The organism is Streptomyces sp. NPDC015139, assembly GCF_043079785.1.
Lineage (GTDB): Bacteria > Actinomycetota > Actinomycetes > Streptomycetales > Streptomycetaceae > Streptomyces > Streptomyces albidocamelliae.
Window position 1 is genome coordinate 85,476 of the sequence record NZ_JBIBUW010000001.1, and the last position, 22,714, is coordinate 108,189.

The following is a 22,714-nucleotide window of genomic DNA, read 5'->3' on the forward strand; positions in this document are numbered from 1 at the left end:
ATGGCACGTGCGGTCGGGATCGATCTCGGGACGACGAACTCGGTGGTCGCCGTCCTGGAGGGCGGCGAGCCGACGGTCGTCGCCAACGCGGAGGGCGCGCGGACCACCCCGTCGGTGGTGGCCTTCGCGAAGAACGGGGAGGTACTGGTCGGCGAGGTCGCCAAACGGCAGGCCGTGACCAACGTGGAGCGCACGGCCCGCTCGGTGAAACGGCACATGGGCGATCCGCAGTGGCGCTTCCCCGAGCAGGGCTCCCTGGACGGCGCACGGCTGCGCGCGCAGGAGCTGTCGGCACGGGTGCTGCAGAAGCTGAAGCGGGACGCGGAGGCCTACCTGGGCGAGGACGTCACGGACGCGGTGATCACCGTGCCCGCCTACTTCGACGACCACCAGCGGCAGGCCACCAAGGAGGCCGGGGAGATCGCCGGCCTGAAGGTGCTGCGGATCATCAACGAGCCGACCGCCGCCGCCCTCGCCTACGGCCTGGACCGCGGCGAGGAGCAGACGGTCCTCGTGTTCGACCTGGGCGGCGGCACCTTCGACGTGTCGCTGCTGGAGATCGGCGACGGCGTCATCGAGGTGAAGGCCACCAACGGCGACACGCACCTCGGCGGCGACGACTGGGACCAGCGGATCGTCGAGCACCTGGCCAAGCGGTTCAAGGGGCAGTACGGCATCGACCTCGCGGCCGACAAGATGGCGGTGCAGCGGCTGAGGGAGGCCGCGGAGAAGGCCAAGATCGAGCTGTCCTCCTCCTCGGAGACGTCGATCAACCTGCCCTACATCACCGCCTCCGCCGAGGGCCCGCTGCACCTGGAGGAGAAACTCACCCGGGCCCAGTTCCAGGAACTCACCGCCGACCTGCTGGACCGCTGCAAGACCCCCTTCCACCAGGCGGTGCGGGACGCCGGGGTGGAGCTGTCCGCGGTCGACCGCGTCATCCTGGTCGGCGGCTCCACCCGGATGCCCGCCGTCACCGAGCTGGTGAAGGAACTCACCGGCAAGGACCCGCACAAGGGCGTCAACCCCGACGAGGTGGTCGCGGTCGGCGCGGCCCTCCAGGCGGGCGTCCTGCGCGGTGACGTCAAGGACGTCCTGCTGCTCGACGTCACCCCGCTGTCCCTGGGCATCGAGACCAAGGGCGGCATCATGACCAGGCTGATCGAGCGCAACACCACGATCCCGACCCGCCGTGCGGAGATCTTCACCACCGCCGCCGACAACCAGCCCTCGGTCGCCATCCAGGTCTACCAGGGCGAACGCGAGATCGCCGCGTACAACAAGAAGCTCGGCGTCTTCGACCTCACCGGGCTGCCGCCCGCGCCGCGCGGTGTCCCGCAGATCGAGGTGGCCTTCGACATCGACGCCGACGGGATCATGCACGTCTTCGCCAAGGATCTCGCCACCGGCCGCGAGCAGAAGATGACCGTCACCGGCGGGTCCGCCCTGCCCAAGGACGACATCGACCGCCTGATGCGCGAGGCCGAGCAGTACGCGGACGACGACCGCCGGCGCCGCGAGGCCGCGGAGACCCGCAACCAGGCCGAACAGCTCGTCTACCAGACCGAGAGGTTCCTCGCCGACAACCGCGACCACGTACCGGCCGACACCCGTGGCGAGGTCGAGGAGGCGACCGCCGGGCTCAAGGCCCTGCTGGAGCAGGAGGCCGACACCGCCGCCCTGCGCACGGGCGTGGAGAAGCTCGCCACCGTCAGCCAGAAGATGGGCCAGGCGATGTACGCGTCCGCGTCCGCGGCCGGTGGCGACGCGTCCGGCGGCGAGGCGGCCGGGGAGCGGAGCGGCGGGGAGCACCGCACCGCTTCCGACGAGGAGGGTGTGGTCGACGCGGAGATCGTCGACGAGGACGGGGACGCGAAGGGAGGCGCGGCCTAGGCCGCGCCCCTCCGGCGGGCGGGCCGGCTACCGCAGGTCGACGACCGTGCGCAGCTTTCCGCTGGTCGCCGTGCGGGCGAAGGCCGCCCTGGGCACGGTCTCCACGGCCACGGCCAGCAGGCCCTCCGCCTCGGCCGCGGCCAGCTCCGGGACCTCGGCGGCCAGCGCCTCGCGCGCGGCGGCCGCGTCCCCGGCGTACTGCTCGTCGAGCCGGACCGTCAGCAGTTCCGGGCCGGTGCCGGGGGCGACCAGCAGCTGCACCTCGCCGTGGTACGCCAGCCGCTCCTGCGCCGCCCGCAGGACCCGCCGGTAGTTGACGAAGTAGGTGCCGACGCGCACCACGTCGCCGTGGCGTCCGAGGAGTTCCAGGCGCGGTACGTGGCTGCCGCACGCGCACGGCCCCTCCACGGCCCGCCCCAGGTCACCGATCTCGTACCGCTCCAGCCGCTGACCGGAGCGGGCCCGGGAGGTGAAGACCAGCCGGCCCGGCTCGCCCGGCGCCACCGGCCGGTCCTGGAGCGGGTCGAGGATCTCCAGCGTGTGCAGGTCGGTCAGCACGTGGTGCACGGAACCCTCGCACGCGGTGCACTGGTAGCCGAGCGGACCCAGGTCGGTGCTGCCGTACGCGGCCGACCGGATCGTCTCGACCCCGAACTCCTCGTGCAGCACCCGGCGTTGCTCGGCGGTGAAGTGCTCGCCGCCGTAGAACACCTTCTTCACGCCGCCGTAGGCCCGCAGCCGGTCCGCCTCCGCGTGGAAGAGCTGCCACAGGTAGGACGGCATGCCGAACACGGTGTCCACACGGTGGGCGACCAGCGCCTCGGCCACCGTGGCGTGGTCGGGACCCGCGGCCATCGGGATCTGGGTGGCGTCGAGCCGCTCCAGGATGGAGAAGAAGCTGATGAAACTCCCGTACATCCCGCCGCAGTAGAACAGGTTGGCCGCCCGGTCGCGGGCCGGGTCGAACCCGGCGGTGAGCAGCCCGTGCGCCGCCGCCCGCATCTGGTTGTCGTAGTCGTCGCAGGTGAACACCGACAGGGCGGGCGCGCCGGTGGAACCTCCGCTGCGGAAGTACAGGTGTGCGTGGCGCGGGTCCAGCGTGGCGAGCGCGCGCTGCACGCCCTCCTTGCCGAGCAGGGGCGCGTCCGGGGCCGGGGGCAGCACCGGGGGCGCCACCAGGTCGTCCAGGCAGGCGACGTCGCCGAAGTCCGCGCCCGGTGCGCGGACGCCGACCCGGCGGCTGTAGCGCTGCAACGCGTAGACACCGTCGTGCGGTTCGCCCTCGTAGCCGTCCAGCATGGAGCCGACCGGGGTGACGCGGGTGACGCCCGCGGCGAGCAGGGCGCGGGACAGCGCGGCGAGGTCCGACCGGTCCGCGCCGACGGCGGCCGTCTGGAGGTAGCGGCGCATCGGCCGCAGTGTCGCGACGAGTTCGGCCCGCGGCAGCGGCTTCACCCACACGCTGCGGTGCAGCGGGGAGGCGTCGAGCGCCGGACGGGTGTCCGCGAGCACCCGCCAGGAGCCGTCCTCGGCGGCGAACACGCGGGTGAGGCCCAGGTGTTGCTCGAGCCGCGCGAGCTGCTGCACGGTGCTGATCTCCGCCTGCTCGGCGGGGCCGGGCAGCGGTGCGGGGCGGGCGTCGGACACCTTCGCCAGCCGCTCGGCGAACCGGGCGGCGAACGCGAAGAGTTCCTCCGTGTCCCCGGTGTCCAGGTACACCACCTGCGGGCTGGAGCACGCCTGCTGTTCGAAACGGCAGACGTCGGCGGCGAGGTCGTCGAGCAGGGCGTCGTCGGCCGCCGCGCCGGGGGTGAGGTAGGCGAAGGAGATCCGGTGGCCCCACTCGACCACGCGGCAGCCGGGCGGGGCGAGTTCGCCGACCGCGCGTACGGCGTCCTCGCCGCCCCACACGGCGATCGCGTCGGCCTGCCCGCACAGCGTCCGGAGCCAGTCGCGGCGCGACGACGCGAAACGCAGCACGACGACGCGTTCGGCGATCAGACCGCTCGGGTCGGCCGCCCCCAGCGCGGTGAGCAGGTCGGCGGCCAGTCCGTTGTCGGCGCTGCTCGTCTTGAGGACGTTGAGGTTGCCGCTGAGCAGTCCCTCGACGACGCTGAGCGGTGCCACGGCGGCGGCGTTCGACGGGGCGATGTGCACCAGCAGGCCCACGGGCGCCCACGACTCGTAGACCGTCTCGCGGGCGTCCGGCCGGGTCAGGCGCTCCGGACGCAGCCCGCCCAGCTCCCGGCGCAGCTTGCGTTCCAGCGCCTGCCGGGTGAGGGCGGCCGCCAGCTCCGCGAGGACGCCCGCGGCCTCGCCGGCGGGCAGGTGTCCGGCCAGGCGGCCGTACAGGTCCGAGGCGGGATCGGCGAGCCGGCCGCCGACGACGGCGCAGGCGTCGAGGACCACGTCGGTGGGCAGCGGGCGGGCCAGGACGCGCCCGGCCCGTTCGGACAGCCCCGCGAGCCGCCGGCCCGCCTCGGCGTCGTCGACGAACTCGCCCTGCCAGAGGTGGAGTACGGCAGTCACGACATTCCCTTCAGCAGTTCGGCGGCGGCGACCGCGCAACTGCGGTTGCGGCTCACTCCGGCACGGCCGTGCACGGTGAACCAGTCGGTGGACGACGGGCAGGGGCACTCCTCGCCCGGATGCAGCGAGGCGAGGTCGCCCATCACGACGCTGTGCGCCGGCACGGCGGTGATGTACGGGCTGACCAGGTGCAGGAAGCCGGGCTCCCCGTACGGCAGCGGCCGCAGGGTCGCGGTGTCGCGGACCGCGGCCCGGGACCAGACCGGCACGTGCAGCCGGTGGTGGGCGCACTCGACGTACGGCACGCAGTGCTCGACGGACCCGAAGGTGTCGCGGACGCGGTCGCCCGGGATGCCGAGGAGCTCGGTGACCTCGGCACGGAACGCCTCCTTGCCGATCTCCCGGTCGGCGTGGCCCTTCCAGCCGCCGCCGAGGATCACCAGCGACCCCGCCGGCAGCCGCAGCGGCTCGGTCCCCAGGGCCCGCATCCGCTCCAGGGTGAAGTACAGGAAGGCGGGGAAGCCCAGGATGCGGACCGGTACGTCGTCCTCGGCGTACCGGCGCAGCGCCGCGATGCAGCCGTGCACGTCGAACTCGTGGCCGCCGCCGGTGTGCCGCAGGGCGTGCGTGGTGTGCCGGGCCGGTGCGAAGTCGCACAGGTAGTTGTCGGTGAACGACGTGCCGAGCTTCAGCGACGGCGCGGGCTCGTAGCTGTAGAGCAGGTAGTTGACCGGCTGCTGGGGGGTGATCCAGCCGTAGTGGTCGAAGATCCGGGCCACCATGCGCTGTGCCGAGCGGATGGTCCACTCGTCGAAGAACATCTGCGACTTCTGGCCGGTGGTGCCGGAGGAGGTGAGGTGCAGGAACACCTCGTCGCGGGGGATCGAGAGGACCTCGTGGCGCTTGAAGAAGGCGGCGGGCACCAGCGGAGCGCGCACTCCCGGGCCGATGGTGGGCGCCGGGTCCTCGGGCGGGTCGGCGAGCAGACCGGCGAAGAAGGCGGAGCGTTCGGCGTGCCAGGCGTGGGTCTCGGCCATGGCGGCGGCGAACAGTCCGTCGGGTCCGGCTCCGGACGCGTACGGCTCGGCCAGGTCGCACAGCGCCTGCACATGGCCGAGCGCCGCCGGGTCGGGGACCTCGACGGGAGCGAGATGGGGGTTCAACGGGACACCTCGTGAAGGGGCAGGTAGGTGGTGGTCCAGGCGCTCAGGTAGGCGCCGAGGTAGGGCTGGAGCAGCGGGCCGGCGGCCGTCGCGCGGAAGTCGATCTGGCGGCTGGTACGGGACAGCACGACGTAGTCGTGGAGCCGGTCGCCGATCCGGCGCATGGCCGGATAGACCGCGCTCGGCACGAAGCCGGAGGCGAGGAAGACGTCCAGGGCCGCGGTGTCGGCGAGCGGCAGCAGCGTCTCGGCGTAGTCCGCGCCGGCCCGGGTGACCGTGGTCATCAGCGACTCCAGCGCGCCGCTGACCGCGGCCGGACGGGGGTGGACGGCGACGATGGCACAGCTCCCGGCGGCCGGATCGAGGTCGGCGTACGCCTCGAAACCGCCGTCGGCGGCCACCAGGACCGCGTTGGGCGTGTGCAGCGGGAAGAAGCGGTCGCCCGCGTCGGGGAAGTGCTCCAGGAAGCGGCGGCGCACGAACGCCGGGGCGGCGATCAGCTCGATCGGCTCGGCACCGGGTGCGGTGGGCAGCGGGGCGCGGGACGGCAGGCGGCCGGTGTCCGCGTAGTCGATGCCGACGCCCGCGCGGGCGGCGGACAGCAGCGCCGAGAGGCGTTCGGGAACGTGCGGCACGGGGGCGCGGCGGGCCAGTACGCCGTCGGCGTAGCGGGCGAACAGCGCGAGGGTCTCGCACCCCTCGACCTCGACGGCGTTGGGCAGCAGACCGAGCGGCCGGAAGCCGTTGCGCACGACGACGTGCTGCGGGCCCTCGGTGACGACCCGGACGGTGGCGTACACCGAGTCCAGCCGGCCGGTCGCGAAGGCCTCGCCGCAGACCGCTCCGGTCAGCCGCGAGGCGAGACCGTCGCCGCGGTGGCCGGGATGCACGGCGAGGCCCAGGAGCTTGCCGATACGGCTGCCCGGATCGGTCTGCACGACCGCGGAGCCGACCAGGGCGCCGCCGGGCGTGCGGGCGGTCAGCCAGTGGTCGGTGCCGTGGGTGATCAGCCGGCGCATGACGGCCGGGTCGCTGCCCAGCGGCACGGGGTAGCCGTGCCCGTACACGTCGAAGTACAACTGCCGCAGTTCCGCGACGTCCTGGAGGGTGGCGGGGGCGAGGACGACGCTCATGACCGCTCTTTCGCCGTCGCGAGGGCCGGTACGGCTTCGGCGGGTGCCGTCGTTCCGTCGGTGCCCGTCCGGCCGCCGAGCCACCACAGCGCCAGGGCCACCGGCGCCAGACCGGCGCCCTGCACCAGGCAGAGCACGCGGGCCGTCAGGTGGTCGCCGAGCACTCCGAAGGCGAGGGAGGACAGCGGGAACGCGACGCCGAGCAGCGCCTGCATCACCGCGAAGAACCCCGGCTTGTCCTCGGCGGGCACCAGGCGCTGGAACAGCGCCACGAACCGGACGCCGATCACGCCGACGCACCAGCCGACGACCGCGAGCGCACCGAGCGCGACCGGGCGGGCGGCGACGAGGCCCGGCAGGGCGAGGGCCGCCGCCGTCCCGGCCAGGCACATGCTGCCGAGGGCGGCCGGACGCCCCGGCACACGGGCGCCGGTGAAGGACCCGACGAGCGTGCCCGCGCCGAGCGCGGCCTCCAGCAGGGCGACGGTGGCCCCGGTGGAGTGCAGGACACCGCGCGTGTAGAGCGGCATCACGACGTAGACGGCCGTGGTGCAGACGTTGGCGGCGGCGAAGCAGACCAGTACCCGGCGGATGAACGGCAGTCCGGCCAGGATCCGGCGCAGCGTCCGTCGCGGTGGCGCGGGAGCGCCGGCCGGGTCCCGGTCCGCCGTGCCGGCGTGCGGGAAGCGGACCGAGACGACCAGCAGGGCCGCGAGCAGATAGGCGGCCGCGCATCCGGCGACCACACCGGCGAGGCCGCCGGAGTCGACCACGAGGGGGCCGAGCAGGCCGCCGCCGAGCCCGGCGACCGACTGGGTGGCCAGCTCGAAGCCGGTGGCCGACTCGATGTCGGCGTCCTCGACCAGTTCGGGCACGGAGGTCGTCAGACACGGGTCGAACACCGCCTGGCAGGCGGCGAGAACCAGCCCCACGGCGTAGACGGCGGCCAGGGGCAGCGCCCCGGCCTGCGCGGCCGCGGCGGCGGCAGCGGCCGCCACTCCCGCCGTGGCCGCGGTGCCGGCCAGTACCGTCCGGTGCGCGCGGCCCGCGACGACCCGGGCGACCACAGGGGCCAGTGCGACCGCGGGCAGCGTGCTGACCATGAGGAACAGCCCTGAGCCGAGCCCGCGGTGAGCCCCGCCCGCGACGGCGACGAGCCACCAGACCGCGCCGACCTGGAACATCCGGCCTGCCGCCTGGGTGAGGAGCTGGCCGGCCCATACCCGGCCGAACGAGGGATTGCGCAGCACGAGGGGCCGACGCGACGGCACGCTCATGACAGGGGCCGTTCGTCCACGACGCGCACGAGCTTGCCGGAACGGGAGTTGACGGCCAGCTCGCGGTGGTGTGCCCATTCGACGACGAGCGGGTTCACGTGGCCCGCGGCGGCGGCGCTGCCGTACAGCGGGCGCTGGGTGAGGACCGCGGCGGTGACCGCGTCGGCCAACGCCGTTGCCGGACGAGCGGGTTCGGCCGTGGCCAGGCGCAGGACCAGGCCGTCCCGGCCGTCCTCGCGGCGCACCACGAGTTGCAGTCCGGTGACCTCGCCGGCCGTGTCGGCGGCGGTGACGATGTCGTGGACGTCCTGGGTGTGCAGGGTCACCGGGCCGACCCGCACGCCCTCCTCGGCGCGGCCCAGGATGCGGAACACGGCGGCGTCCCGGTCCACCCACTCGGCCCGGTCGCCGACCGGGTAGCGCAGGACGGGCATCAGCCGTCTGCGCAGGTCGGTGACGACGAGCCGCCCCGGCACACCGGCTCGCGGGATCGGCCGTCCGCTCTCCTCGTCGACGATCTCGACCACCGTGTGCGGTGTGAAGGCCCGGTGGACGCGTGGATCGCCGCCCGGTACGGCCTCGCCGAGCAGGCCCGCGTCCACGCTCGCGTAGCCGAGCGAACGGGCCTCGGCGTTCGGGAACGCGGCTTTGAGCAGGGGCAGTTGGTCGCCGAAGAGGCACTCCCCGCCGAAGAACAGCAGCTCCACGTCCGGCAGTGTCCGGCCGGCGGCGACGAGGCGTTCGGCGAGCGCGCACAGGGTGGTGGGCGTTCCGGCCACGACCTGGACCCGGAACTCCTCCAGCGTGGCTGTGGTGGACTCCCAGGGAGCAGCGCCGCCGATGGGCAGGCGCACGTTCGCGACCGGGGAGCGGTGCAGCGAGTCGAGGACGAAGCTGAAACTGGCATACAGGTCGCCCGCGTAGAACAGGTCGGCCACCCGGTGTCCGGGCCGCAGACCGGCGTTCACGATTCCGGCGCCGAACGCTGCCGTGAACTCGCGCCATTCGTCGCGGGTGTAGCAGGAGAACTTCGGCGACCCGGTGGTGCCGCCGCTGCGGAAGACGACGGCCTCTTCCAGTGGGGCGGTCAGCAGCGTGTTGTCGCGGGGGGAGTTGGCCCGCCAGAAATCGGCCTGGGGAACCAGCGGGAGTTCGGTGAGGTCCGCCACGTGTCCGGGCAGATGGGCGTAGAGCTCCCGGTAGAAGGGCGAGTTGAGGCGTGCGAAGCGTATGAGCTCCGCCAGTGGTTGAACGGGCATCAATTCCTGCTCGAAGGCGTGGAACCGTCGGCGCGAGAAAGGCGGACGGCGGTGCGAAGAGTCGTCGAAAGAAAAGTCGTTGAAAATGCGAATCAACGGTTCACCCGCGGAAAAGGGGTGCCGGACCAGAAGGATATCTCAGAATCCGGGACACACTTGCGCTCCAACTGCGCATGTGAGCAGCGGCACTTCACCAATCCGTCAGGCGGCCACGGTCATAAGCGATTGTTGAATACCCCTCAAGTGGCCTTTATGGAATGAGCACCGTTCAACCATTGTCCGGCGAGTCCGCCTACCCAGCGGGCCGCCTCGTCCGGTGCCCCGGGCGGCGCGCCGACGACCACCACCTCGGTGACACCGGCCCGGGCCAGCTCGGGCAGCACGGCGGGAGTGGCATCGGTCAGGGCGACCGCCACGGTCAGTGCGGCCATCGGACGCCGCTGCTCCACGCAGTGCCCGGCCAGCACGGACACCCGCTCCAGAGCCTGCGCCGTGGAGAGGTTGAAGCCGTACCAGCCGTCCGCGAGCGTCACGGCCCGGCGCAGCGCCGCGTCGCCGTTGCCGCCCATCACCACGGGAAGCCGCCGCTCCCGCACCGGTTTCGGGTTGACCCTGATGTCCCGGAAGCGGGTGAACTCCCCCTCGAAGGTGGCCACGTCCTCCCGCCACACGGTGCGCATCGCGGCGAGGTACTCCTCGGTCCGCCGGCCCCGCCCCGCGAACGGGACGCCGAGCGCGGCGAACTCGTCGGCCGACCAGCCGATGCCGATCCCCAGGGTGAGCCGCCCGGCGGACAGCACGTCCAGCGTCGCCGCCTGCTTCGCCACCACGACGGGCTGGTGCTCCGGGAGCAGCAGCACCCCCGTGGCGAGCCCGATCCGTTCGGTCACCGCCGCCGCAAAGCTCAGCGTGAGCAGCGGGTCGAGCCAGTCGGCGTCGGACGGGACGGCGATACGGCCGTCGTCGGAGTAGGGGTACCGCGAGACCGGCGCGTCGACCAGCACCACGTGCTCACCCGCCCAGAGCCGGGCGAACCCGTGCGCCTCCGCCGCTCGCGCGACCGCCCGGACGACCTCCGGACGGGCGCCGTGCCCGATGCCGAGTGCGTGCAGAGCCACCCGCATACGCCGCCTCCTGACTCGTCCGCCGTACCGGCCGCCCGGAGAGGGGGCCCTAGGGCCTGTCGTTCGGATCATGCCCGCGTCGCGGGGCGTGGCACGCACATCCGCGGCGTCGTCGTCGGTTGTCGACGCTCCGCGTCGCCGCCCTCCTCCGCCTTGCGGCTGCACGCACCACGCCCCGCTCGGGCCGGCCGACAAGGCACCGTGAGCCAGGCCGGCCTGATCCGAACGACAGGCCCTAACCGCCGAGCCGCTCCCAGCCCCGCCGTTCCGGACGCGGCCCCAACTGCCGTGGGTCCCGGGTCCGGTAGACCACGTACGGCCGGAACAGGTACTGCACCGGCGCGCTGAACATGTGCACCAGACGGCTGTACGGCACGAACGCGATCAGCACCATGCCGACCACCGCGTGCACCTGGTAGAGGACCGGCACACCGGCCATCAGCCCCGTCCGCGGCTGGAGCGTGAAGAGACTCCGCGCCCAGGGGCCGATCGTCCGCCGGTAGTCGTAGCCGTCACCGGCCGAGTGCGACAGCTTGGCCACCATGCCGAGCACCACGGCCCCGACCAGCAGGACGTACATGGCCTTGTCGTTGGCCGTGGTCGCCCGGAACACCGGGGCCCTGGTGCGCCGGCGGTAGACGAGCAGCAGGATCCCGACGACCGTCAGCGCCCCGGCCGCCGTACCGCCGTACAGCGAGAACAGGTGGTAGACGTGCTCGTCCACACCGACCGCCGCGGTCCACGACGAGGGCACGAACAGGCCCACCAGATGCCCGGCGAGCACGAACAGGATCCCGTAGTGGAAGACCGGCGAGGCGATGTTCAGCAGCCGCGACTCGTACACCTGCGACGAGCGGGTCGTCCAGCCGTACTTGTCGTAGCGGTAACGCCAGACGAGACCGGCGACCAGCAGCGCGAAGGCGGTGTACGGCAGGGCGCCCCACAGCAGGGTGGTCATGGGCGCGCCCCGGTCCGTGCGGCCGGCAGGGCGGCGCACACCGCGTCCAGCACACTGGCGTACGGCGTGCCGTGGTCGCTGAGCCGGGCGCGCAACCGCTCCAGACCGTCCCGGTGTCCGGTCAGCAGCCCGGTCTCGCCGGTGCGCGCCGTGAACTCCAGCACCGCCGGCAGGAAGTCCGGCAGCTCCTCGCCGGTGAACTCCAGCCCGTGCCGGCGGTAGACGTCCTTGAAGCGCACCAGGGACAACCCGCGCCGCCGGGTGTCGCCGTCGTGCCACCAGCTGAGGTACAGACTGTGCCGGTTCCGCAGGTCGAAGACCTGCACGTAGTGCGCCTCCAGCTCGGGCAGCGGGGTGACGGCCGCGTGGTCGGTGAACTCCCGCAGCTGCGGGGCGGCTTCACGCAGCAGCGGCAGCCGGGCCACGAAGTCGTCGTCCGGGTAGGTCAGGCAGAGGGCCGCCGCCTGGTACAGCACCGCGTCCGCGGGCATCACGCCTCCTTCGCGTCGTCGGACCTCTGCCGTCCGCGCAGCAGATGGAAGTTCTCCACGGACACCAGCGGCAGGTTCCTGCGCCCGGAGTCCTGCCCGAACGGGCCGTCGCCGCCCATGCCGGGACCACCCTCGTACTCGAGGCTGCACCCCTCGGGCAGGGCCGACTCCTCCAGCCGGCGGGCGTCGCCGACGGCGGTGGTCGGGATGACGTACCGGTCCTCGTACTTGGCGATCGCCAGCAGCCGGTACATCTCCTCGATCTCCTCCGGGGTCATCCCGACCGCCTCGGCGGCCGAGGTGTCCGGCTCCTCGTCCAGATTGAGCGACCGCATGTGCGAGCGCATCGCGGCGAGCCGCTCCAGCGCGGCCCGCACCGGCCCGGTGTCGCCCGCGGTGAACATCTCCGCCAGGTACTCCAGGGGAATGCGCAGGGTGTCGATGGCGCCGAACAGATTGCCGGCGTCCTCACCGTCGTGCCCGGTGCCGGACAGCGCGTCCACCACCGGGGACAGCGGCGGGATGTACCAGACCATCGGCATCGTCCGGTACTCCGGGTGCAGCGGCAGCGCCACCCGGTACCGGCTGATCAGTGCGTGCACGGGGGAGCGGCGGGCGGCCTCGATCCAGTCGTACGGGATGCCCGCCCCTTCGCAGGCGTCGCGCACACCGGGGTCCTCCGGATCCAGGAAGACCCCCAACTGCGCCTCGTACAGGTCCTTGTCGTCCGGCACGGACGCGGCCCGGGTCACCCGGTCGGCGTCGTAGAGGACGACCCCGAGGTAGCGCAGCCGGCCCACACAGGTCTCCGAGCACACGGTCGGCAGACCCACCTCGATCCGCGGGTAGCACATGGTGCACTTCTCGGCCTTGCCGGTGGCGTGGTTGAAGTACACCTTCTTGTACGGGCATCCGGTCACGCACATCCGCCAGCCCCGGCACTGGTCCTGGTCGACCAGCACGATGCCGTCCTCCGCCCGCTTGTACATCGCTCCCGAGGGGCACGAGGCCACGCACGACGGGTTCAGGCAGTGCTCGCAGATCCGCGGCAGGTAGAACATGAAGGTCTGCTCGTAGGCGAACCGCACCTTCTCCGAAGCCTGTTCGCGAACGCGCTCGACCATCGGGTCGAGATCGCCGTACGCGGGGGCGCCGGCGAGGTTGTCGTCCCAGTTCGACGACCACTCGATCTTCATCGGCTTGCCGGTGATCGACGACACGGGCCGCGCCACCGGGAAGTCGTCACCGAGCGGGGCGTCGGTGAGGTTCTTGTAGTCGTACGTCCAGGGCTCGTAGTAGTCCTTGATCTCCGGCAGCTTCGGGTTGGAGAAGATCCCGGCCAGCTTGTGCAGCCGGCCGCCCGCCCGCAGCTTCAGCGCCCCGCGCCGGTTCAGATGCCAGCCGCCGCGCCACTTCTCCTGGTCCTCGTAGCGGCGCGGATAACCCTGCCCGGGCCGCGTCTCCACGTTGTTGAACCAGACGTACTCCATGCCGCGCCGGTTGGTCCACGCCTGCTTGCAGGTCACCGAACAGGTGTGGCAGCCGATGCACTTGTCGAGGTTCATGACCATCGCGATCTGGGCCATCGGGCGCATCAGTACTCGACCTCCTGGTCGCGGCGCCGGATCACGGTGACCTCGTCGCGCTGGTTGCCCGTCGGGCCCAGATAGTTGAACGCCCAGGACAACTGGGCGTAGCCGCCGATGAGATGGGACGGCTTCAGCAGCAGCCGGGTCAGCGAGTTGTGGATGCCGCCGCGCATCCCCGTGGTCTCCGCCTTGGGCACGGCGACGGTGCGCTCCTGCGCGTGGTGCATGTAGACGGTGCCGGGCGGCATACGGTGCGAGACGACCGCGCGGGCGACGACCACTCCGTTGCGGTTGACCGCCTCGATCCAGTCGTTGTCCCGCACCCCGATCGCGTCCGCGTCCTGCGGGGACATCCAGATGTTCTGCCCGCCCCGGGAGAGGGCCAGCATGAACAGGTTGTCCTGGTACTCGGAGTGGATCGACCACTTGTTGTGCGGGGTGAGGTAGCGGACCGTCACCTCCCGCGTGCCGTCGGGGCCCGGCCGGGGTTCACCGAACAGCCTGTTCATGTCCAGCGGCGGCCGGTACACCGGCAGCGCCTCGCCGAGTTCGTGCATCCAGTCGTGGTCCAGGAAGAAGTGCTGCCGCCCGGTGAGGGTGTGCCACGGCTTGGCGTGCTCGGTGTTCAGCGTGAACGCCGTGTACCTGCGGCCCCCCGACTCGCTGCCCGACCACTCCGGCGAGGTGATCACCGGTACCGGGGCCGCCTGGGTGTCGGCGTAGGTGACCCGCTTGCCCTCGTGCTCGGCCGCGAGATGTGCCATCTCCTGCCCGGTGCGCCGCTCCAGGGTGCGGAAACCCTGTGTGGCCAGCCGGCCGTTGGTGGTGCCGGACAGGGCGAGGACGGTGTCGGCCGCCTTCACCGCCGTGTCGAGCGCCGGGCGCCCGTCCGCCGGACCGCCGTGCACCCGGCCGTTCCGCTCCCGCAGCCGCGCGACCTCCTCGTCGGGTCGGAGGGCGATCCCCTTGGCGGGCAGCCCCAGTTCCTCCACGAGGGGGCCGAGCGCGGCGAACTTCGCGCCGATCGCCGTGTAGTCGCGCTCCACCACGGTGAGGTTCGGCATCGTCCTGCCGGGCACCGGTTCGCACTCGCCGTGCTTCCAGTCGCGCACCACCCCGCCCGGCTGGGCGGTCTCCCCGGGGGTGTCGTGCTGCAAGGGGGCCGCCACCAGGTCCTTGCGCACACCCAGATGGCCCTCCGCCAGCTCGCTCAGCCTCTCGGCGAGCGCCTTGAAGGTGTCGAAGTCGGTCCGTGCCTGCCAGGGCGGGTCCACGGCCGGGGTGAACGAGTGCACGTACGGATGCATGTCGGTGGAGGACAGGTCGTGCTTCTCGTACCAGGTCGCCGCCGGCAGCACCACGTCCGAGAGCAGGGTGGAGGAGGTGTGCCGGAAGTCCAGCGACAGCAGCAGGTCGAGCTTGCCCTCGGGCGCCCCCTCCCGCCAGGTCACGTCCCGCGGCCGTTCCCCGGGCGCCGCCTCCTGCGCGCGCAGCGAGGAATGGGTGCCCAGCAGATGCCTGCTGAAGTACTCGGCGCCCTTCGCCGAGGAACCCAGCAGGTTGGCCCGCCACAGTGTCAGCACCCGCGGCCAGTTCTCCGGTGCGTCCGGGTCCTCGCAGGCGAACCGCAGGGTTCCGGCGCGGAGTTCGGCGACCGCGTTCGCCACCGGGTCGGCGTCCTGCTCGGCGAGCAGGAGCGGATTGCGGTCGAAGGTGGGGTACGACGGCATCCAGCCCACGCGCGCCGACAGCGCCAGGCAGTCCGCGGCGGTCATCCCGCGGAACCGGCCCTCGCCGAGCGGCGACGCCAGCACATCGGCACCGAAACGGTCGTAGCGCCACTGGTCGGTGTTGAGGAACCAGTACGCGGTGCCGATCATCTGCCGGGGCGGCCTGGCCCAGTCCGAGGCGGCGGCCAGCGTCGCCCACCCGGTCACCGGGCGGCACTTCTCCTGGCCGACGTAGTGCGCCCAGCCCCCGCCGTTGCGGCCCTGGCAGCCGGTGAGCTGGAGCAGGGCCAGAAACGCACGGTAGATGGTCTCCGAGTGGAACCAGTGGTTGGTCCCCGCGCCCATGAGGATCATGCAGCGGCCCTTGGAGCGCTCGGCGGTCCGCGCGAACTCCCGGGCGATCCTCACGCACTGGGCGGCGGGGACGGAGGTGAGCGCCTCCTGCCAGGCGGGCGTCGCCGGCGAGCGGGCGTCCTCGTAGGAGGCGGGCCAGTCGCCCGGCATGCCGGGGCGGTGCACGCCGTACTGCGCCAGCAGCAGATCGAACACGGTCGTCACCAGGGGGCCGTCCGCCCCGCCCAGCCGGGTGGCCGGCACGCTCCGCCGCAGGACGTCACCACGGCCCTGTCCGTGTTCCCCGCCCTCGGTGTCGAAGCGCGGCAGCAGCACCTCCACATGGGCCGCGACCTCGTCGCCGTACAGGGTCAACCGGGGTTCGATGTCATCCAGTCGCAGGTTCCACCTGCCCTCGCCGGTCTCGGTCCAGCGGAAGCCCAGCGAGCCGTTCGGGACGGCCGCCCGGCCGGTCGCCGCGTCCAGCACGACCGTCTTCCACTCGGCTCCCTCACCGTCCTGTCCGAGGTCGGCGGCGCGCAGGAACTTGTCCGGCACGAAGGCCCCGTCGCGCTTCCGCAGCGTCACCAGGAACGGCAGATCGGTGAACCTGCGCACGTAGTCGGTGAAGAACGGCGTCTGTCGGTCGACGAAGAACTCCTTGAGGACCACATGCCCCATGGCGAGGGCCAGCGCGCCGTCGGTGCCGGGGTGCGGGTGCAGCCACTCGTCGGCGAACTTGGCGTTGTCCGCGTAGTCCGGCGCCACCACCACGACCTTCTGGCCGCGGTAGCGCGCCTCGGCCATCCAGTGCGCGTCCGGGGTCCGCGTCACCGGCACGTTGGAGCCCCACATCATCAGGTAGGCGGCGTCCCACCAGTCGCCCGACTCCGGCACGTCCGTCTGGTCGCCGAAGACCTGCGGGGAGGCCACCGGAAGGTCGGCGTACCAGTCGTAGAACGACAGCATCGCCGCGCCGATGAGGGAGTGGTAGCGGGCGCCGGCCGCGTGCGACACCATCGACATCGCCGGAATCGGCGAGAACCCGGCCACACGGTCCGGGCCGTAGGTCCTGATGGTGTGCACCTGCGCGGCGGCGACGATCTCCACGGCCTCGTCCCAACGCGCCCTGACCAGACCGCCCTTGCCACGGGCCCGCTGGTAGCGGCGGCGCCGCTCGGGGTCGTTCTGGATGTCCGCCCAGGCCAGCACCGGGTCCCGCAGCCGGCCCCTGGCCTCCCGGTACATCTCCAGCAGCACGCCTCTGACGTACGGGTGACGCACCCGGGTGGGGGAGTAGGTGTACCAGGAGAACGCGGCACCGCGCGGGCAGCCCCGCGGTTCGTACTCCGGCCGGTCCGGGCCCACCGACGGATAGTCCGTCTCCTGGGTCTCCCAGGTGATGATGCCGTCCTTGACGTACACCTTCCACCGGCACGATCCGGTGCAGTTCACCCCGTGCGTGGAGTGCACGACCTTGTCGTGGCTCCACCGGTCCCGGTAGAACGCGTCCCCCTCCCGGCCACCGGTCAGCGTGACACTGTGCAGGTCGGCCGCGGGCGTGCCGGGCCGGAAGAACCGCCCGGCCGCCAGCAGGGCCGCGCCGGGCTCCCTGGGCGGTATGTGCGTGTCGGTCACGTGCGCTCCTCGGCCTCGCCCTGTGGTTCGAACCTAGGGGCGGGCACCGGAGCGCACCCGTTCACAGACCCGTACGGGTCATCGGGTCACCGGGGACGGACGTTCGGCCGGGGGATTGGTCTCACAGTTTCTCGCGGCACTCCTGCAGCAGCTTCCTGGTGCGCTGCGCCGAGGCCGCCCGGGCCGTCATGTGGTCCAGCACCTCCAGATGCGCGGCGACCTCCCGGCGCGAGTCCAGGTAGAGCGCGCCCGTCAGGTACTCGGTGAAGACCATGTCCGGCAGCTCCGGCTCGGCGAACCGGAACAGCGTGAACGGGGCGTACGTTCCCGGATGCGGGCCCGAGGCGAACTCGGCGAGCTGCAGCGTGACCCGGTCGCGCTCCGCGTACTCCAGCAGCCGGTCCAGCTGGCCGCGCATCACCTCGGGCCGCACGCTGACCGGGCGCCGCAGCACCGTCTCGTCCATGATCACCCACAGGTGGGGCGGATCGTCCCGCTCCAGCAGCGCCTGCCGCTCCATGCGCAGCGACACGTGCCGCTCTATCGTCTCCGGCACGGTCTGCCCGATCGTCCCGGCCTCCATCACCGCACGCGCGTACGCCTCGGTCTGGAGCAGCCCCGGCACGAAGTGCGGCTCGTAGGAGCGGATGACCCGGGCCGCGCCCTCCAGACTGACGTACAGACTGAACCAGTCCGGCAGCACGTCGTGGAACCGCTGCCACCAGCCCGGCTGGTTCGCGTCCTCGGCCAGCCCCACGAACGCGGCGGCCTCGTCCTCGGCCACCCCGTACGTGTCCAGCAGCACCTGCACGTAGGGGATCTTGAGAGCGACCTCGGCCATCTCCATGCGCCGCACCGTGGCCGACGCCACCCGCAGCACCCGGGCGGCCTCCTCGCGGCTCAGCCCGGACGCCTCACGCAGCTCCTGCAACCGCTTCCCGAGCACCACCTGACCCACGGTGGGCGCGGCACGCCGCTCACTCACGCCACGCCCTCCCCTACGCGCCGGAAGTACGCGGGCAGTCTGCCACGGGACGCCGTCTCGCACACGCGGTCGAGAGGACCCGGTTCCGGTCTACTTCGTCAACCCGCCAGCGAGTGCAGGTACTTGGTGGTCGCCGGGTCCGCCGGCAGGAACGTCTCGATGGCGAGCTCGGCGACCGTGACGTCCATCGGGGTGTTGAAGGTGGAGATCGACGACACGAAGGACAGGATCCGGCCGTCGTGCTCGATCCGCAGCGGCAGCGCGAAGTAGGGGACGGGTTCGGCCGGTTCGCCGTCGTGCGCGTCCTCGGGCACCGGGTAGGCCGACACCTCCTCGTACAGGGCGCGCAGCCGCTCGGAGCGCTGGAGGGCGATCTCCCGCTCCATCTGCGCCAGCAGGTGCCCGCGCCACTCCCGCAGGTTCCGGATGCGCGGCGCCAGCCCGTCGGGATGCAGGGTCAGGCGCATCGCGTTCGGCGCCGGTGCCATCAGCTCCTCCGGTACGCCCTCCAGCAGCATCGCGATGCCCCGGTTCGCGGCGACGACGGTGTAGCCGGCGTCCACCACCAGGGCGGGGTAGGGCTCGTAGCCCACGATGAGGCGTTCCATGCCGTCGCGCAGCGCGTCCAGCGCCGGGTCGTCCAGCGGGGTCTCGGGGAAACGCGGGGCGTAACCGGCTGCCAGCAGAAGGGAGTTGCGCTCACGCACCGGCACCTCCAGGTGCTCGGCGAGCCGCAGCACCATCTCCTCGCTCGGCCGGGACCGGCCGGTCTCGACGAAGCTGATGTGCCGGGCGGAGGAGTCGGCCCGCAGCGCCAGTTCCAGCTGGGAGATCCGGCGCCGCTCCCGCCAGGCGCGCAAGTGCGGGCCGACACCCTTGTCGGTGACGGCGGCGGACCCGGATGCGGGAGGACCGGACGCGACAGTGGTCATACCGACGACCCTAGTCGAGGCGCACCCGGCCGGCGGAGGAGCAGCGGCCGGGGCCGCCGCGTCGGCCGAGTGGGGACGCCCCTGACGTGGCAGGCTGAAGACGTACCCGCCTTCCCCCGAGAGGGACACCCCCCACCCCGAAGGGAGCCCCCGCCATGGCCGTCGAACCGCTGTCGCAGAAGGAGATCGAGGACCGGCTGGCCGAGTTGCCCGGCTGGTCGGCCGACGGTGACCGGCTCACCCGCTCCTACCGCCTCGGTTCCCACTTCGCGGCGGCCGCACTGGTGATGCACGTCGCCGGCATCCAGGACGAGCTGGACCACCACTCCGACCTCACCCTCGGCTACAACACCGTCTCCCTCGGCGTGAACACCCACAGCGCGGGCGGCGCCGTCACCGAGAAGGACTTCGTCCTCGCCCGCAGGGTGGAGGACATCGCCCCGGCCCACGGCGCACACTGAGGGGCGTGCTCGACTACGACGAGGAAGCCCGGCACTACGACAGTTCCCGCGGCGGCGAGGCCAGAGCCGCCGCGGCCGCCCATGCCGTGCTCGGCCTGATACCCGACGCCCCGGGCCGGCTCCTGGACGTCGCCTGCGGCACCGGGATCGTCACCCGGCGGCTCGCCGCCGCCCGCCCCGGGCTGCGGGTGACGGGAGCCGACCTCACCCCCGCCATGGTCCGTACGTCCTCGGCCCGGCTGCCCGGCGCGGTCGTCCGGGCCGACAGCCGCCGACTGCCCTTCCGCACCGGCAGTGTCGACGCGGTCACCACCGTGTGGCTGCTGCACCTGCTGGACGACCCCGACGGTGTGCGAGCCGTCGTCGCCGAGTGCGCCCGGGTGCTGCGGCCCGGCGGGACCTACGTCACCACCGTCGACAAGGCCGCGGCGCACGACGTCGGCAGCGACATCGACGCCGTCCTCGTCGGACGGCCGCGCCGCCCCGCCGCGGACGCGGCCGGCCCGCTCACCGCGCACGCGGGCCGGCACGGACTCCGGCCCGCGGGCCGCGGCTCGTTCCCCGGGGCCGGGCAGGGCCGCAGCCCCCGCGCCACCATTGCCGACCTGCGCCGCGGCTGGTTCACCATGCTCCCGCCGGGCGAGCCGCGCACCGAGGAGTTCGCCGCCCGCCTGGCCCGGCTGCCGGACCAGGACCTTCCCCGCCCCGACCCGGTGTTCCACCTGCGCGCCTTCCGGAAACCGGTGGAGGCGTGAGCGGGATTTGCCGTATCGGCAACGGGGCTGGCCCCCGGTCGGTGTGCCGTCGCACGCTGGCGGCACCCGGACGAGAGGCTGACCCGCATGGCGCACGACCACCACGACACCGAGCACCGATCCGCCCATGGCCACCGGCACGGCCACGGGCACGGCTCGGGCACGGACATCGACTGGGGTGAGATGGGATCCCTGCTGGAGACGCAGGCGGAGCTGTTGTCGCCCGTCTACGAGCGGGCCATGGCCTGGCTCGCCAAGGCGGTGACCGAGCCGGGGCTCATCGTGGACGCGGGCAGTGGCCCCGGAGTCGTCTCGTGCCTGTTCGCCGAGGCGTTCCCCGGCGCCCGCGTCGTCGCCGTCGACAGTGCGGGTCCGCTGCTGGAGCGCGCCCGTGCCCGGGCCGCCCGGCAGGGCGTCGCCGACCGTTTCGACACCCTGACCGGTGAACTTCCGGGCGTGCTGGGCGAGTTGAACTATCCGGCCGACCTGCTGTGGGCCAGCCGCAGTCTGCACCACCTCGGCGACCAGCGCGCCGGGCTCACCGCGTTCGCCGAGCGGCTGGCGCCCGGCGGCACACTGGCCCTCCTCGAAGGCGGCCTGCCCAGCCGCTTCCTGCCCCGGGACATCGGCATCGGCCGCCCCGGGCTGTCCGCGCGGATCGACGTGCTGGAGGAGGAGTGGTTCGCCCGGATGCGGGCCGACCTGCCCGGCTCCGTCGCGGAGGTCGAGGACTGGCCGGCCCTGCTGACCGCCGCCGGCCTCCGGCACGCCCGCACCCGCAGCTTCCTGCTCGACCTCCCGGCCCCGCTCGGCGACCGGGCGCGCGCCTACATCGCCTCGCACCTGACCCGGCTGCGCGACGGCATCGGCGACGGACTCGACGCCGACGACCTCGCCACCCTGGACCGCCTGCTCGACCCGACCGACCCGGCGAGCGTCCACCGCAGGCCGGACGCCTTCATCCTGAGCGCCTACACGGTCCACACGGCAGTACGCCCCCTCTGACCGCCCCTGCCCTGCCGGGCGGAGGCGCCACTCGCGCCGCGCCCGGCGGTGCTGCTGGTTCGGTACGCGGGGGGTGCGCGTCCTCTGCTGTCGGGCCGGGGCCGCCACTCGGGTCACGGTGCTGCTCGCGCCGCGCCCGGCGGTGCTGCTGGTTCGGTACGCGGGTGGTGCGCGTCCTCTGCTGTCGGGCCGGGGCCGCCACTCGGGTCACGGTGCTGCTCGCGCCGCGCCCGGCGGTGCTGCTGGTTCGGTACGCGGGTGGTGCGCGTCCTCTGCTGTCGGGCCGGGGCCGCCACTCGGGTCACGGTGCCGCTCGCGCCGCGCCCGGCGGTTTGGGCCCGCCGGGCCCGGCACGAAGCTCCGCCCTGGCCACCCGGCCGATGCCGTCGCACGTCGCGGGCCGCCCGGCTCACGACGGCACTCATGCCCACACCGTGATGGGCCCGGCCCGGCCAGGGGCTTGGCGGACGGTGCCGGCACGGCCCGGCCTCCGCGGTGTGCGGGCCGGTGCTGCGCACGGCCGACCCCACCCGGCGGGTATGCCCCGGCCGCCCGGCGCCCCAGGCGCTCGTGCCAGGCCCAGCCGGGCGGGCCGGTGGCCGTCAACACCCGTGCCGCCCCGGCAATGTCGTGCCGGGAGGCGGCCGGGCCCCTGGCGTCGACGTCCCGTAGCGCCGCGCACGCGACCCGCACTTGACTTCGAGTGCTCTTCAAGTGGTGGGCTGGGCGGAGTTCACCGACACACAGGGGGAAGACATGAACGACTCTCCGGTCGCGCTCGTCACCGGTGGGGGCAGCGGTATCGGGGCCGCCGTCGCGCGGCAGTTGCTGGACGCCGGGTACCGGGTCACCGTCACCGGGCGCGGGGAGCAACGGCTGCGGGCCTTCGCCGAGGAGCTGGGGAACCCCGACGGGTTGCTGACGGCCGTCGGCAGCGCGTCGGCGTACGACGACGTGCGGGACGCGGTCGGCCGCACGCTGGAGGCGTACGGCCGGCTCGACACAGTCGTCGCGAACGCCGGCGTCGCCACCCACGACTCCGTCGCCGACGGCGATCCGGCCGGCTGGACCGAGATGGTGCTCACCAACGTCCTCGGTCCGGCCCTCCTCGTCCGCGCCTCCGTGGACGCGCTGAAGGAGACCCGCGGCCGGATCGTGCTGGTGGGCAGCGTCGCCGGGTTCGTGAACACACCCGGCAACATCTACGGCGCCACCAAGTGGGCCGTCACCGGGCTCGCCGAGAACACCCGGCGGCAGGTCACCGAGTTCGGGATCGGGGTGACCCTGGTCGCCCCCGGCCGGGTGGAGACCCCGTTCTGGGACGGCCTGGGCAGCCTGCCGCCGGGGCATCTCCTCACCGCCGACCAGATCGCCGACTCGGTCCTCTGGGCGATCCGGCAGCCGGCCGGGGTCGACGTCAACACCGTGGTCGTACGCCCGCTGGGACAGCCCAACTGAC

At 72.9% G+C, this 22,714-nt stretch carries 17 protein-coding genes; 5 read left to right on the top strand and 12 right to left on the bottom strand.

Translation table 11 applies throughout. The features are described from left to right. Positions 1–1,893: a molecular chaperone DnaK gene (gene dnaK / locus ACF08B_RS00410; RefSeq protein WP_392315325.1), complete on the top strand. Its 1,893-nt coding sequence runs from the start codon at positions 1–3 to the stop codon at positions 1,891–1,893. A gap of 27 nt (positions 1,894–1,920) precedes the next feature. Here the strand turns inward: dnaK and ACF08B_RS00415 are convergent, their stop codons facing one another. The 12 genes from ACF08B_RS00415 to ACF08B_RS00470 form a co-directional block, all read right to left on the bottom strand. Beyond that, positions 1,921–4,422: an acyl-CoA reductase gene (locus tag ACF08B_RS00415; RefSeq protein WP_392315326.1), complete on the bottom strand. Its 2,502-nt coding sequence runs from the start codon at positions 4,420–4,422 to the stop codon at positions 1,921–1,923. After that, a complete protein-coding gene (locus ACF08B_RS00420) occupies positions 4,419–5,585 on the bottom strand; it encodes an acyl-protein synthase (RefSeq protein ID WP_392315327.1) in 1,167 nt (388 codons plus the stop codon). Before ACF08B_RS00420 ends, ACF08B_RS00415 begins: the two co-directional genes overlap by 4 nt. Further along, positions 5,582–6,718 carry a GNAT family N-acetyltransferase gene (locus tag ACF08B_RS00425; RefSeq protein ID WP_392315328.1) on the bottom strand — a complete coding sequence of 379 codons (1,137 nt, stop codon included), beginning with the start codon at positions 6,716–6,718 and terminating at the stop codon, positions 5,582–5,584. Before ACF08B_RS00425 ends, ACF08B_RS00420 begins: the two co-directional genes overlap by 4 nt. Then, the gene (locus ACF08B_RS00430) at positions 6,715–7,995 is read right to left on the bottom strand and encodes an MFS transporter (protein WP_392315329.1); all 1,281 of its coding nucleotides are present in this window, start codon (positions 7,993–7,995) and stop codon (positions 6,715–6,717) included. The genes ACF08B_RS00425 and ACF08B_RS00430 overlap by 4 nt, the downstream gene beginning before the upstream one ends. Further along, positions 7,992–9,254: a phenylacetate--CoA ligase family protein gene (locus tag ACF08B_RS00435; RefSeq protein ID WP_392315330.1), complete on the bottom strand. Its 1,263-nt coding sequence runs from the start codon at positions 9,252–9,254 to the stop codon at positions 7,992–7,994. The genes ACF08B_RS00430 and ACF08B_RS00435 overlap by 4 nt, the downstream gene beginning before the upstream one ends. A 239-nt stretch (positions 9,255–9,493) precedes the next feature. After that, positions 9,494–10,378, bottom strand: coding sequence for an LLM class F420-dependent oxidoreductase (locus ACF08B_RS00440; protein WP_392315331.1), 885 nt, complete (start codon positions 10,376–10,378; stop codon positions 9,494–9,496). A 235-nt stretch (positions 10,379–10,613) separates the two neighbouring features. Then, complete coding sequence (gene narI, locus ACF08B_RS00445; protein ID WP_392315332.1) at positions 10,614–11,336, bottom strand: respiratory nitrate reductase subunit gamma; 723 nt, start codon at positions 11,334–11,336, stop codon at positions 10,614–10,616. Beyond that, positions 11,333–11,827, bottom strand: a complete 495-nt coding sequence (narJ, locus tag ACF08B_RS00450) for a nitrate reductase molybdenum cofactor assembly chaperone (RefSeq protein WP_392315333.1) — start codon at positions 11,825–11,827, stop codon at positions 11,333–11,335. Before narJ ends, narI begins: the two co-directional genes overlap by 4 nt. Further along, positions 11,827–13,422 carry a nitrate reductase subunit beta gene (gene narH / locus ACF08B_RS00455; RefSeq protein ID WP_392315334.1) on the bottom strand — a complete coding sequence of 532 codons (1,596 nt, stop codon included), beginning with the start codon at positions 13,420–13,422 and terminating at the stop codon, positions 11,827–11,829. Before narH ends, narJ begins: the two co-directional genes overlap by 1 nt. Then, complete coding sequence (locus tag ACF08B_RS00460) at positions 13,422–17,117, bottom strand: nitrate reductase subunit alpha (protein ID WP_392315335.1); 3,696 nt, start codon at positions 17,115–17,117, stop codon at positions 13,422–13,424. The genes narH and ACF08B_RS00460 overlap by 1 nt, the downstream gene beginning before the upstream one ends. 121 nt (positions 17,118–17,238) lie before the next feature. Beyond that, on the bottom strand, positions 17,239–18,102 hold the full coding sequence (locus ACF08B_RS00465; RefSeq protein WP_392315336.1) for a helix-turn-helix domain-containing protein: 864 nt from the start codon (positions 18,100–18,102) through the stop codon (positions 17,239–17,241). A gap of 98 nt (positions 18,103–18,200) precedes the next feature. Further along, positions 18,201–19,034 (bottom strand): helix-turn-helix domain-containing protein, encoded by an 834-nt coding sequence (locus tag ACF08B_RS00470; protein WP_392315337.1) that lies wholly within the window; start codon positions 19,032–19,034, stop codon positions 18,201–18,203. A gap of 155 nt (positions 19,035–19,189) precedes the next feature. Between ACF08B_RS00470 and ACF08B_RS00475 the strand changes: the two genes are divergently transcribed. The 4 genes from ACF08B_RS00475 to ACF08B_RS00490 all read left to right on the top strand — a co-directional run bounded on the left by ACF08B_RS00475 (position 19,190) and on the right by ACF08B_RS00490 (position 22,713). Further along, on the top strand, positions 19,190–19,495 hold the full coding sequence (locus ACF08B_RS00475) for a 4a-hydroxytetrahydrobiopterin dehydratase (protein WP_392315338.1): 306 nt from the start codon (positions 19,190–19,192) through the stop codon (positions 19,493–19,495). A 5-nt stretch (positions 19,496–19,500) separates the two neighbouring features. Further along, positions 19,501–20,250 (top strand): class I SAM-dependent methyltransferase, encoded by a 750-nt coding sequence (locus ACF08B_RS00480; RefSeq protein WP_392315339.1) that lies wholly within the window; start codon positions 19,501–19,503, stop codon positions 20,248–20,250. Between the two features lie 87 nt (positions 20,251–20,337). Beyond that, positions 20,338–21,255: a class I SAM-dependent methyltransferase gene (locus ACF08B_RS00485; protein WP_392315340.1), complete on the top strand. Its 918-nt coding sequence runs from the start codon at positions 20,338–20,340 to the stop codon at positions 21,253–21,255. Positions 21,256–22,011: 756 nt separating this feature from the next. Then, a complete protein-coding gene (locus ACF08B_RS00490; protein ID WP_392315341.1) occupies positions 22,012–22,713 on the top strand; it encodes an SDR family oxidoreductase in 702 nt (233 codons plus the stop codon). Position 22,714: the final 1 nt, after the last annotated feature.

Coding starts and splice junctions, on each gene's coding strand:
- ACF08B_RS00485 (WP_392315340.1), top strand. CDS start 20,338: ATGGCGCACGACCACCACGACACCGAGCACCGATCCGCCCATGGCCAC.
- ACF08B_RS00475 (WP_392315338.1), top strand. CDS start 19,190: ATGGCCGTCGAACCGCTGTCGCAGAAGGAGATCGAGGACCGGCTGGCC.
- ACF08B_RS00425 (WP_392315328.1), bottom strand. CDS start 6,718: ATGAGCGTCGTCCTCGCCCCCGCCACCCTCCAGGACGTCGCGGAACTG.
- ACF08B_RS00490 (WP_392315341.1), top strand. CDS start 22,012: ATGAACGACTCTCCGGTCGCGCTCGTCACCGGTGGGGGCAGCGGTATC.
- narI (WP_392315332.1), bottom strand. CDS start 11,336: ATGACCACCCTGCTGTGGGGCGCCCTGCCGTACACCGCCTTCGCGCTG.
- narJ (WP_392315333.1), bottom strand. CDS start 11,827: ATGCCCGCGGACGCGGTGCTGTACCAGGCGGCGGCCCTCTGCCTGACC.
- ACF08B_RS00440 (WP_392315331.1), bottom strand. CDS start 10,378: ATGCGGGTGGCTCTGCACGCACTCGGCATCGGGCACGGCGCCCGTCCG.
- dnaK (WP_392315325.1), top strand. CDS start 1: ATGGCACGTGCGGTCGGGATCGATCTCGGGACGACGAACTCGGTGGTC.
- ACF08B_RS00435 (WP_392315330.1), bottom strand. CDS start 9,254: ATGCCCGTTCAACCACTGGCGGAGCTCATACGCTTCGCACGCCTCAAC.
- narH (WP_392315334.1), bottom strand. CDS start 13,422: ATGCGCCCGATGGCCCAGATCGCGATGGTCATGAACCTCGACAAGTGC.
- ACF08B_RS00430 (WP_392315329.1), bottom strand. CDS start 7,995: ATGAGCGTGCCGTCGCGTCGGCCCCTCGTGCTGCGCAATCCCTCGTTC.
- ACF08B_RS00470 (WP_392315337.1), bottom strand. CDS start 19,034: ATGACCACTGTCGCGTCCGGTCCTCCCGCATCCGGGTCCGCCGCCGTC.